This is a genomic window from Xanthomonas maliensis (genome assembly GCF_009192945.1).
Classification (GTDB): domain Bacteria; phylum Pseudomonadota; class Gammaproteobacteria; order Xanthomonadales; family Xanthomonadaceae; genus Xanthomonas; species Xanthomonas maliensis.
The window spans coordinates 20863-33030 of record NZ_NSET01000025.1 but is presented as its reverse complement, the minus strand read 5'-3'; the positions used below and the strand labels follow the sequence as shown (position 1 = coordinate 33030).

Here is a 12168-nt window from a genome sequence, read left to right as displayed (position 1 = left end):
TGCAACCACCACGTGCACGCTTGCGCGCAGCGGCGTGGTCCGGGCGCTCGCGAGCGTCGCGCGTGTGTCGCTGTGGCGTACGCACGGTGGCCGCCACCGCGTCAGGGAGCAGGCGGCTGCGATGATCGCCGTCGCACGCCATGACGACGGCACAGCGGTCCAACGACCTCCAGGCCATGCGAGCACATGCGCACGCGCGGTTATCATCAGCGCATCGCAAGGACACGCCAATGCACAGGAGTACGATGCGCAAGACCCTCCTCATCACCGCACTGAGCGCGCTGCTTGGCCTTCCGACCCTGGCGCGTGCCGACGGCTCGATCCTGCCGCAGCAGCGCGACAACACCGGCAATGTGATGGAGCCCTTGGGGCAGGTGCTGCGGGCCGATGCGCAGGGGCAGTCCCGGCTGTACTTCTGCACTCGCGATGCCGCCTGGTGCGTGCGGATCGCGCCGCGCTCGGAACCGGGTGATCCGCCGAGCCTGCTGGAAATCTCCGAGACGGTCGCGGGCGAGCACACGCCCCACGTCTACCACGTCGGCATCCATGTCCCGGAGGGAGGCGCGCTGTCGGTGTGGCCGTGGATCGTGCGCATGGCACCCGGCGTGGGCGCCGATCAAACGGTGACCGATCCGCAACAGCGTGCGCGCCAGAACGTGCTGGTCGGCAGCATCAGCAAGCTCAGCACCGGCTACTCCGGCGGCGGCGGCGAGGCATCGCAGCTGCAGCTGGCCCGGCTGCGCCATCTGCAGGACGACATCCAGATCGACAGTGAGCTGCTGCGCGTGCCGTGGGAAGGCAACGCCATGATCCGTACCTGCTTCACCGAGCAGGACATGCAGCAGCGCCGCAGCGCCTGCCATGACACCTACGATTTTTCCGCAAAGCTCTCGCTGGATTCCACCGCCCAGGGCATGCCGGTCCTGCGCTACCAGACGGTCGCCACGCGCTTGCCGGCCGGTGTCTCACGCGATAAGGATTCGCTGGCCCAGCGACTGACGAAGAAAGACCTGCGCGATGAGCAGGACCCGGCGTGTACCTATACCCGCACGTTTCGTTTCAGTGACGGTGCGTACCGCCCGGACCAGGCGCTGCCGGACTGCGCGAATTACACCGAACTGTAAGGTGCAATCGCACGCCGCAGCGTGCAGCGATGTGCGGCGGTGACGCGATTGCGCGCACCTTCGCGCACACGCAGGCCCTCCGGCGGATGTGCGTGTGGGTGCACGTTTCGATTAACCCGGCCAAGCCGCCGCTGTCGCGGCACAAACGACATCCGCGCCTGCTTGCCCAGCGGCAGGCACGCAGCGCACGCGATGCCGCATCGCCGTGCGTCATGGCAACCGGCAGCAGTGGCAGCGGCCGTTACGCAACGCGACAACGACAGATGCCCGGCCAGTGGCCGGGCATCCAGGGCTGCCATGCGGCAACCGTCGGGGTTTACCAGCGCATCCCTTCGAAGGGATTCCAACGGGTGCTGCCTTTGGCCAGGTCCAGATAGTCGGCGTAGTTGGCGCTCATGCCAGCCACCAGCGCCAGCGGAATGCTCAGCGCATTGCCGATCGATCCGGGCAACAACGCGGCCACGATGCCCACCACCAGATCGATCCCCGGCAAGCCGAGCGCCTTGCGCCACAGGCCGATGATGAAGAAGTAGATGAAGCCGAAGAACAACGCCTAGAAGTTCATGCCGACCTTGAGCTTGTCGCCGAACGGCATGGTCTTGAGCGCTTCCTTGAATGCTGGTTCGCGGGGGCCGCCATAGCGATCGAAGGTGGCAAAGCAGAACTGCCACTTGGGGCTGAGGGCGGCGCGGTTGACGGTCTCCATTCCAGTCCCGTGTGATTGAAAACGGTTAGGTGTTATCGGACAACGCGTCTCGGCGGAGTGGTCGCACCGCCCTGGTCCTTGTTCACACGCTCAACGCGTGTCGCTCGCCCCGCTGCCGCGGCGCGCGCGCCGCATCGCGTACAGCTGCTTGTCGGCGCGGTCGACCGTGGCGGTCAGCGCCTCGCCCGGTATCCGCATTGCACTGCCCAAGGTGAAGTGGATCGGCGCGTCGGCGTCGGTGGCCTGGTAATCGCGCACCAGCTCGTCCAGCTGTGGTTGCGTCGGCTGGTGCAACAGCACCAGAAACTCATCGCCGCCCAGGCGGACCAGCCGATCCTGCGGCCGCAGCGGCCCGTTGAGGAACCAGGCCATCTGCACCAGCACCTCGTCGCCGCGCTGGTGGCCATAGGTGTCGTTGACCAGCTTGAACTTGTCCAGGTCCACCACGATGCAGCCCCAGCGCATGTCCGGTTCGCGCTTGTCGACCTCGTCCAGGAAGCGGCGGTTGTAGCAATTGGTCAGCGGGTCGGTGAAGGACCATTCCAGCAACTGCTTCTCCTGCTGGTACTGGGCCGTGATGTCCTGGGCGTGCGCCAGCACGATGGTGGCGTCGGCTTCCACATCCAGCACGTTGTGGTATTTCCAGTGACGCAGACTGCCGTCTTCGGCCAGCAGTTCGATCACGCCCGCATCATGCCCCTCCAGCACCATGCGCGAGAGATAGCTGCGCACGGCGTGCTGCCGTTCCGGCCGCACCATCTCCAGCAACGAGCGGCCTTCCATCGACTCCACGCTGCGACCGAGCGAGCGCGCCGCGGCGGGGTTCACGCTGATCAGGCGCCCCTCCAGATCGTGGGTACAGATCAGCCCCAGGCTGTACTGGAACAACTTGCGGAACTTGCGCTCGCTGGCAGACAGCGCGTCGATCGCGCGATGGCGGTCGGTGACGTCCTGGATGGCGCCGATCAGGCGCTTGCGGCCTTCCACCTGCTCCATCGCCCCAGCCGAATGCACCCATAACCGGCGCCCGGTGCGGGTGACCAAGGGCAGCTCCACGTCCCAGGGCGTACCGTCGCGCGCGCAGGCTTCCACCAGCTCGGTGATCACCGCGCGCGCCTCCAGCGGATAGAAGCCGATGGCCTCCTCCAGAGTAGGCCGATAGCCCGGCGGGAGGTCGTGCAGACGGCAGGTCTGGTCGGACCAGATCAGCGTACCGCTGGCCACATCGACTTCCCAGCCACCGACGCCGGCGATTCGGCCGGTTCGTTCCAGAAACGCCTCGCTCTCGCGCAAGCGCTGCTGCAAGCGGGCATTGGTCGCCTCGCGTTCGAGCGTCAGGCGCCGTTGCTCCAGACCCTGAGCGGCCACCCGTGCCAGCTGCTCCAGCGCCTTCAGCTGGGCCGGTTCGAGCTGCCGCGGGCGCTGGTCGATCACACAGACCGTGCCCATGCGTAGGCCGTCGGACAACACGATCGGCGCGCCGGCGTAGTAGCGGATGCCGGGCGCATCGGTCACCAGCGCATTGTCGTGGAAGCGTGGATCGGCCGGCGCATCGGGCACCTCCAGCACCGCATCGCCCTGGATCGCATGCGTGCAGAAGGCCAGCTCGCGCGGCGTCTCCGAGACGCCCGGCAGGCCAATATTGGCCTTCCACCATTGCCGTCGCTCGTCCACCAGCGACACCAGCGCGATCGGCGTCCCGGCGATGGCCTGCGCGGCGCCCGCCAGGGCGTCGAAGAAGGGCTCAGCCTCGGTATCGAGGATCTGCAACAAAGCCAGTCGCGCCAGGCGCTCGGCCTCGCGGGAGGAAGAAGGCGGGTCGGCGTCGGACGGGTTCAACGGAAGCGTGGCTCGTTCCCTGGCGATCAGGCCAGTCTAGCCGAGCAAGTGCCCATTCTCTTGTGCGGTTCCGTGCGCCCCCGCCCAGGATGCACGCCGTTCTGAGCGCACACATGCCGGCAAGCGCGGCGCCATGCTTGCGTCCGTCAGCTGGATGCCGACGACGACGGGGCCAACTGCTGCCCCACGTGTAGGGCCGCGGCGACATTGCGCGCGGCGGCCCGGACGTTACTGGACGCCTGTGCGATCGCGTCCTCGAGCGAGCCGGGACGTTGCACACTGGCGAACACCGCCGCGATGCCGTGCGCCGGCAAGCGATCGGCACCGGCACCCAGACTGCCGGCGATGGCGATCACCGGTTTGCCGAGCCGCTGCGCGATGCGCGCCACGCCCACGGGCGCCTTGCCATGCAAACTCTGCGCATCCAGGCAGCCCTCGCCGGTGATCACCAGATCCGCGCACGCCACCCGCGCCTCCAGGCCGACCGCTTGGGCGACCAACTCGACCCCCGGGCGCAACTGCGCGCCCAGGTAGGCCACCAGCGCGGCGCCCAGGCCGCCGGCTGCGCCGCCGCCGGGCAAGGCGTGCAGATGCTGGCCGAGATCGCGCGCCAGCAGATCGGCGTAGTGCCGCAAGTTGGCATCGAGCTGCTGCACCATCGCGGTGGTGGCGCCTTTCTGCGGGCCGAACACCGCCGAGGCACCGGTCGGCCCGATCAGCGGGTTGTCGACATCGCAGGCCACCTCGAACCGGCAATCCTGCAGCCGCCGATCCATGCCTTCGGTGTCGATGCGCGCCAGCGCGGCCAGCGCGCCGCCGCCCGGACCGATCGCCTGGCCGTGCGCATCCAGCAGCCGCGCGCCCAAGGCCTGCGCCAGGCCGCTGCCGCCGTCGTTGGTGGCGCTACCGCCAATGCCGATGATGAAGTGCCGTGCGCCGGCGTCCAACGCGGCCAGGATCAGCTCCCCCACGCCTGCGGTGCTGGTCTGCAGCGGCGCGCGCGCGGCCGGCGGCAGCAGCGCCAGCCCGCTGGCGGCGGCCATTTCGATCACCGCGGTGCGGCCGTCGCCGGTCAGGCCGAAGAACGCCTGCACCGGGGTGCCGAGCGGGCCACTGACGGTGCAAGCGATCACCCGCCCGCCGGTGGCGGCCACCAGGGCGTCGACGGTGCCTTCGCCGCCGTCGGCAACCGGCACCTTGCAGTAGTGCCAGTCGGGGAATACGTCGCGGAAGCCCGCCTCGATCTGCGTCGCCACCTCCAGCGCAGACAGGCTTTCCTTGTACGAATCGGGGGCAATGACGATCTTCATGCGGACACTCGCTGGGACGGACGCATCACCGGTTCACCGCACGCGCCGGCACCTGCAGCACCAGCGTGGCGCCCAGCAGCATGGCGCCGGCCAGTACGTACAGCGCCAGCTCGGTGCTGTGGGTGGTGTCCTTGATCCAGCCCACCAGATACGGGCTGAGGAAGCCGGCCACCTGGCCGGTGGAATTGATCAGCGCCAGCCCACCGGCCGCCGCGGCAGCGGTGAGAAAGCCGTTGGTCAGCGGCCAGAACAGCGGCAGGCCGCTGACCGCCCCCATCGTGGCCAGGGTCATGCCGAATAACGCCAGGCCCAGGTTGTCGGTGACGCTGGCGGCGATGCACAGGCCAGCAGCGCCCATCAGCAACGGAATCACCAAATGCCAGCGGCGCTCGCCGCGACGGTCGGCCGAACGGCCCATCAGCACCATGAACACCGCCGCCGCCAGGTACGGAATCGCACTCATCAGACCGATGCGGATCGGGTCGGCGACGCCGCTGCCCTGGATGATCGAAGGCAGCCAGAAGTTGATCGCATACACCCCGCTCTGGATGCAGAAATACACCGTGCCCAGCAGCCACACTGCCGGGTTGCGCAGCACCGCACCCAGCGAGGTGGACGCGCCGGCCGGCTTGCCTGCTTCGTCTTCTGCCAGCACGCGTGCCAAGGCCTGTGTTTCCCGCGGGTTGAGCCAGCGGGCCTGTTGCACGCCCTCGCTGAGCAGGAACCACACCCCGATGCCCAGCAACACGGTCGGCAGGCCCTGCAGCAGGAACATCCATTGCCAGCCGGCCAGCCCGCCCTGCCCGGCCGAGAAGTAGCCCAGGATCCAGCCCGACAGCGGCCCTCCCAGCACCCCGGAGATCGGGATCGCCGACATGAAGATGGTCATGACCCGGCCATGCCGGTCACGCGGAAACCAGCGCGTCAGGTACAGCACGATGCCGGGGAAGAAGCCCGCCTCGGCCGCACCGGTGAGCAGGCGCAGGGTGTAGAAACCGGCCGGGGTGCGCACGAACAGCAGGCAGGTGGACAGCAGGCCCCAGCTGACCATCATGGTCGCCACCCAGCGCCGGGCGCCAATGCGCTGCAGGATCAGATTACTGGGCACCCCACACGCGAGGTAACCGATGAAGAAGATCCCCGCGCCCAGCCCGTACACGGTCTCGCTCATGCCCAGATCGCCCAGCATCTGCAGCTTGGCGAAGCCGACGTTGACCCGGTCCAGGTAATTGAACAGATAGCAGACGAACAGGAACGGGATCAGCCGCCACAGGATCTTGCGGTAGGTCGGATCCATGCCATCGCAGGGCGGCAGGGGCCGGGGGGCTTGGGTCATCGCACGCTCCAGCAATCGGTAGGCCAGCCGGTGCACAGGGCCTTGGTACCACCATACAGAGGGTCGACGCAGTCTAGATGGCGCGTTTCTACGCAATCTGCGTCAGGGTGCTACCTGTCTGCGGGTCAGCATGCGTTCTGTGCAGTGACTCACGTCCGTCCGACGTACGCTCGGCATGTGCCGGCAGAAAAAAGAACGCCACCGCAGCCATGCTGTGCGGTGCAGGATTGGCACCCTCATGTAACGGCGACTCGGGGTCAGGTCGTGGAACGGGCACAGGGACGCAAAGGAGCCGGAGTGTCGGGGCCGCCGCGATCCGCGCGGCGAGGATGGGTTTTGAGTGGTGAACGAGGCAGGTCGGCATTGCCGCCGACATTGCTGCGCCGGCACCGGAGGCGATGCGTGTGGCGCTGAAAGAACTGGCCGCCGCCACCGGCCAGGACCAGCGCGAGGATCGGCGGACATGGCGGCCAGCGCCGAGCGCGGCGACACCGCGCTTGCAGTCAGTCCGGTCACGCGGGTGATCGCTCACCTCTGCACATCGACGCGTCGCCTGCCGAGGGTGGAGCGTCTTCCGACCATGGGTTCGCACAATGCCAGTGCGGGGAATGCGGTTCGCGCGACCACGCGCAACGGTGTCGAGCGACGCCTCGCACTGCCGGCAACGACGGTGCCACCGGCCGCTCGTCATTGCGCCGCGGTTGGACACATCGCGACGCCCAGGGCGCGTGGACCGTCACACGCGCCGCACCCTCAGTCGTCCAGCTCTGCCAGACGCGCGCGCACGCTGTCCACATCGATATGCTCGCGTACATGCGGCCACTGCCGCGCCCATACCGAACGGAACACGATCCACGCACCGAACACGCCCAGGCAGGTCGAGCCCAGCGCCAGCAGCAATGGGTGCAGCGGCGAGCCGTCGCCAATCTGGAACAGATACATGAAGGCGCCGGAGAACAGCAGCCACACGCCAAACACCGGCCAATTGCCGGCCAGCAGGCTGGCATTGGGCCGCTCGATCTCGCGCAGCAAACGGCGCAGGGCCTTGCGTTCGTCTTCGTCGCTGGACGTCATCGGCTGCCGACTCCTGGTTGGATGACTGCGTTGACCCGCTGCGTGCCGGCGATCGCGGCGCGGCGCGGAAGACGCTGCCTGCAACGCGGCAGACCGTCTTCCGCCGCGAAGCGCGCTACATCACGCGGCAGAACACCGCCTTCAAATAACGCGATTCCTGCACATGCGCCATGAACGGGTGATCCGGGCCGGCACCGGCCACTTTCAGGATCTGGATGGTGCGCCCGGAGAAATACGACGCGCGCCGCAGCATGTCCAGGAACTCCTGCTCGGCGACCAATCCGGTGCAGGAGAAGGTGGCGAACAGGCCGCCGGGCTTGACCACGCCCAAGGCCAGCTTGTTCATGTCCAGATACTTCTTCAGCGCCGGAATCACCTGGTCGCGGTCGCGGGTCATCTTGGCCGGATCCAGGATTACCACGTCGTACTGCTCGCCGCGGTTGGCCGCATCGCGCAGCCACGGGAAGATGTCGGCCTGCACGAACTTGGGCCGCACGTTGTTGAGTTTGGCGTTGCCCTTGGCGATGGCGATGACGTCTTCGTCGATATCCACGCCCAGCACCTCGGCCGCACCGCGGGCGGCCGCGTACACCGCAAAGCCACCGGTGTTGCAGCACAGGTCCAGCACGGTCTTGCCCTCGACCTGGGTGCTCAACCACTGGCGGTTCTCGCGCTGGTCGGCGAAGAAACCGGTCTTGTGCGCGCCAGCCGGATCGGCGCGGAAGCGGATGCCGTGTTCGGTGATCACCGCCGCCTCGGTGGTGGTGTTGCCGTGGAAGTCGAAGCTTTCCTGCTTCTGCACGTGTTCGTCGGCGAAGCTGTGGAAGCGGCAGCCGGGGAACTGGGCGCGCAAGGCGTCATAGATCCACTCGCGGTGGCGGAACATGCCGGCGGCGAAGAATTCCACCACCACCAGCTCGCCGTAGCGGTCCACCACCAGGCCGGACAGGCCATCGCCTTCGCTGTGCACCACCCGCCAGGCATCGGAGACGCCGTCGAGCTTGAGCCAGTCGCGGCGCAGGCTCACCGCCGCGGCGATCTTGCGCGCGAACCAGTCCGCATCCACCGGCACCGATCGGTCGGTCTCCAGAATGCGCACGGCGATGCGCGAATGGCCGTTGTAGAAGCCGCGCCCGACCCATTCCCCGTCCACCCCCACTACATCGACGATGGTGCCGGGCTTGGGCTTGGCGGCGGGCTTTTCCACCAGCTTCTGGAAGATCCACGGGTGGCTGGAACGCCACGCATTCTTGAGTCGGACGACAGGGACGGGAGTATTCATCGGGCTATTGTATCTGCCCGCATTGACCTGGCCGCCCCGGCACCGCAGAATCGGGACCAGAAGGGGAGTAGCTCCCAGCGTTGTCGCCGTCATGACGAGCCTGCCGATCGCAGCGCTCCGGTGCAACGGCAACCGGCCCGGCCGGTTGTGAGCGAGACCTTCGCCGCGCAGGCGAAGGTCCGTCACCCGGAATCAATGATTCCCGTGTCACAAGGCCTCAGCCCCACGCGGCTGTCCAGGCCGTTTCACTTTGGGAGTCGTTATGCAAAGCATTGGCAATGTGTGGTTGTGGGGCGGCTTCGCGATCGTGGTGATCGTCGCGCTGATGGTCGATCTGGTGCTGATGCGCCACGGCGGCGCACACAAGGTGACCTTCAAGGAAGCCACCTGGTGGAGCATCGGCTGGGTGCTGCTGGCGCTGGCCTTCAATGCCGGCCTGTGGTGGTACCTGCAGGGCAGCGTGGGCGATGCGCAGGCCGACCAGCTCGGGCTGCAGTTCCTCACCGGCTATCTGGTCGAGAAATCGCTGGCGGTCGACAACATCTTCGTGTTCCTGATGGTCATGACCTACTTCGGCGTGCCCGAGGAACAGCGCCAGCGCGTGCTGATCATCGGTGTGCTGGGGGCGATCGTCCTGCGCGCGATCATGATCTTCGCCGGCTCGATGCTGTTGGCCAAGTTCCACTGGCTGCTGTACGTGTTCGGCGCCTTCCTGCTGTTGACCGGCATCAAGATGTGGTTCTCCGCCGGCAAGGAGCCGGATCTGGAAGCCAATCCGGTACTGCGCTGGATGCGTCGCCACCTGCGCCTGAGCCCGCAGTATCACGATAACGCGCTGAGCGTGATCAAGGATGGCAAGCGCTGGTTCACGCCACTGTTCGTGGTGTTGATCCTGATCGCGGTCATCGACGTGATCTTCGCGGTGGACAGCATCCCGGCGATCTTCGCCATCACCACCGACCCGTTCATCGTGCTGACCTCCAACGTCTTCGCGGTGCTGGGCCTGCGCGCGATGTTCTTCCTGCTGGCCGGAATGGCCGACCGCTTCCATCTGCTGCCCTATGGACTGGCGGTGATCCTGGTGTTCATCGGCACCAAGATGATGATCATCGATCTGTACAAGGTGCCGGTGCTGGTGTCGCTGGCAGCGGTCGTGGTCATCCTGATCGTCACCATGGTGCTGAGCCTGCTGCTGCCGCCCAAGCCGGTCAGGCACTGAGGGCTGGGGGTGACGATGCCCGCTGGCGTGCACAGCAGCCACCGGGCATCGTCTCGCTCGACACGCGATGACGGCTGGATTATCCCGTCGTCGGGCCTGCGTATCCCACGCCAGACAGGCTTGTAAACATCCCGCGCGACGCCATCCGTGAAGGCATGACACCGCCTCCTGCCGCCGACGCCCCCACGCAAGATCGCCTGGATCGTTCCCGGGTCCTGCGCGCCTTCAACGTCAGCCTGGCCGCCGTGGTCGTGCTGGTGGCGGTGTTCACCGCCCAGAACGCCTTCGACTGGCGCGCCTGGGCGGTGGCCCCGATGCAGGCGCATGGTCTGTGGGGTCTGCTGACCGCGCCGCTGCTGCACGGCTCGCTCGCCCACCTGGGCGCCAATGCCGCCGCCTTGCTGATCCTGGGCACGCTGGCTGGCAGCGTCTACCCCCGCGCGACAGCACGGGCATTGCCGCTGCTGTGGCTGGGCTCGGGGTTGGGGGCCTGGCTACTGGGCGAACCGGGCAGTCGTCATCTAGGCGCCAGCGGGGTCACCCATGGCCTGATGTTCCTGCTGCTGGGACTGGGCCTACTGCGCCGCGACCGGCCGGCGATCGCCGCCAGCATGATCGCCTTCCTGTTCTACGGCGGCATGCTGTTGACCATCCTGCCGCACGAAGCCGGTGTCTCCTGGCAGTCGCATCTGGGCGGGGCGCTGGGCGGCTTACTCGCCGCGCTGCTGTGGCGCGGCCGCGATCCGCTGCAGGCCCGACCGCGCTACAGCTGGGAGGACGAGGACGAAGACGCCGCCTGGGAGCTGGCCAACCGCGACCACGACAGCCTGGAACCCCCGCCGCCACGCCAGGTCCCGATCCTGTGGCAGCGGCAGGACGACGGCTCGCAAAGCGTGGTGCTGCATTTCCCGCCGCGCGAACGGCCACCGAGCGCCTGAAACTGATCGATCGCATAGCCCTGCCCCACGTAGGAGCCCACCTGGGCGCGATGGAGCGTTATCGGGACAGCGCTATCGCGCCCAGGTGCGCTCCTACGGGCGCTGGCTAAGGCGATAAGGCGCGCCGTGCCAGGCCTGGATCGTCGGCGAAGAAGGCATCGATGCCGGTGGCCAGGTAGGTCCGCAGCTCCGCCAGGGCGCCGACCTCGTTGCGTTCGGTCGGCGCACCGCCGTTGCGGTTGTCGGCGGCCAGGAAGGAGTTTTCCGGTCGAAAGGTGTAGGGCTGCACCTGCAAGCCCACCGCATGCGCATCGCGCACCAGGGTGGTCGGCGGACCCAGCCGTTGCTGCGCGTCCAGCGGAATGATGCTGCGTGTATCCGGGCCGATCGCATCGGCGTACTCGGCGATGCGCTTGAGTCCTGCAGCGGTCATCATCTGCCCATAGGTCTGCGGCGCCCCCTCCACCCCGGCATCGGGCAATGGCACCTGCGCGCCGCCCAGCAACTGCAACAGGCGCAGATTGCCACCACGGCCAATCTTGCCGCGCAGATAGCGCAGGTTGCCGGTCTCGAAGGACTGGATCACCACCGGTGCGGTGCGCGTATAGGCGTGCGCCTGCAGGGTGGCGAGCACCTTGTCTTCCATCGCCAGCCCCAGGCCCTTGAAATACGTCGGGTGCTTGATCTCAGGCACGAGGCCAATGGTGCGGCCAGTCGCCGCTGCCTCGGCGGCGACGAAGTCGATGATCTCATCGAGGGTCACGATCTGGAATTGCCCATCCCAGCGCGTGCCGCGCAACTGCGGCAGGCGTTCGCGCGCCCGCAGCGTCTTCAGCTCGGCCAGGGTGAAGTCTTCGGTGAACCAGCCTTCCATCGCCTGCCCATCGATGGTCTTGCGGGTCTTGCGGGAAGCGAACTCCGGATGGCTGGCCACGTCAGTGGTGCCGCCGATCTCGTTCTCGTGCCGTGCCACCAGCACGCCATCCTTGGTCGACACCAGGTCCGGTTCGACGAAATCGGCGCCATCGACGATGGCCCTGGCATAGGACGCCAAGGTGTGCTCGGGACGCAAGGCGCTGGCACCACGATGGGCAAAGATCTGCACGTGTTTGGCCAGGGGTGCTTCTGCTTGGACGGCAACGTTGCTCATGGCCAGCATCATCGCTGCAACGACCACGGCAAGACGTAATGGTTTCATCGCTCTCTCCTACGACGTGGCAGGACGCAGATCGCCGCGCGGCGCCTGCCCCCACCGCGGTGCAACAGTGCGGCAGCAGTACACGCACACGCCGCGACGATAGCCAAGCGGCGCCATGGTGCACAACGCACATGGCCGCTCG

General features: G+C 67.3%; 9 protein-coding genes and 1 pseudogene. 3 read left to right on the top strand and 7 right to left on the bottom strand.

The features are described 5' to 3' along the window. The first annotated feature begins 245 nt into the window (after positions 1-245). On the top strand, positions 246-1124 hold the full coding sequence (locus tag CKY51_RS08290; RefSeq protein ID WP_022972793.1) for a hypothetical protein: 879 nt from the start codon (positions 246-248) through the stop codon (positions 1122-1124). Between the two features lie 316 nt (positions 1125-1440). On the opposite strand, the pseudogene CKY51_RS08285 reads toward CKY51_RS08290, so the two are convergent. From CKY51_RS08285 to CKY51_RS08260, 6 genes and pseudogenes are all read right to left on the bottom strand, one after another. Beyond that, positions 1441-1830: pseudogene (locus tag CKY51_RS08285) on the bottom strand (DUF2628 domain-containing protein). 90 nt (positions 1831-1920) lie between these two features. Continuing rightward, a complete protein-coding gene (locus CKY51_RS08280; RefSeq protein ID WP_031340007.1) occupies positions 1921-3669 on the bottom strand; it encodes a sensor domain-containing diguanylate cyclase in 1749 nt (582 codons plus the stop codon). A 146-nt stretch (positions 3670-3815) separates the two neighbouring features. Further along, entirely contained in the window at positions 3816-4979 is a 1164-nt protein-coding gene (locus tag CKY51_RS08275) for a glycerate kinase (protein WP_022972790.1), read from the bottom strand. 25 nt (positions 4980-5004) lie between these two features. Then, positions 5005-6315: an MFS transporter gene (locus CKY51_RS08270; RefSeq protein ID WP_152249092.1), complete on the bottom strand. Its 1311-nt coding sequence runs from the start codon at positions 6313-6315 to the stop codon at positions 5005-5007. Between the two features lie 753 nt (positions 6316-7068). After that, entirely contained in the window at positions 7069-7389 is a 321-nt protein-coding gene (locus CKY51_RS08265) for a hypothetical protein (RefSeq protein ID WP_031340005.1), read from the bottom strand. A 115-nt stretch (positions 7390-7504) separates the two neighbouring features. Continuing rightward, positions 7505-8671 carry a class I SAM-dependent rRNA methyltransferase gene (locus tag CKY51_RS08260; protein ID WP_031340003.1) on the bottom strand — a complete coding sequence of 389 codons (1167 nt, stop codon included), beginning with the start codon at positions 8669-8671 and terminating at the stop codon, positions 7505-7507. 262 nt (positions 8672-8933) lie between these two features. Between CKY51_RS08260 and CKY51_RS08250 the strand changes: the two genes are divergently transcribed. Together CKY51_RS08250 and CKY51_RS08245 are read left to right on the top strand one after the other, a co-directional pair. Then, the gene (locus tag CKY51_RS08250) at positions 8934-9890 is read left to right on the top strand and encodes a TerC family protein (protein WP_152249091.1); all 957 of its coding nucleotides are present in this window, start codon (positions 8934-8936) and stop codon (positions 9888-9890) included. Between the two features lie 155 nt (positions 9891-10045). Further along, a complete protein-coding gene (locus tag CKY51_RS08245) occupies positions 10046-10828 on the top strand; it encodes a rhomboid family intramembrane serine protease (protein WP_022972785.1) in 783 nt (260 codons plus the stop codon). Positions 10829-10934: 106 nt separating this feature from the next. Here CKY51_RS08245 and CKY51_RS08240 read toward each other — a convergent pair whose 3' ends face one another. Next, positions 10935-12026: a glycerophosphodiester phosphodiesterase gene (locus tag CKY51_RS08240; protein WP_031340000.1), complete on the bottom strand. Its 1092-nt coding sequence runs from the start codon at positions 12024-12026 to the stop codon at positions 10935-10937. Positions 12027-12168: the final 142 nt, after the last annotated feature.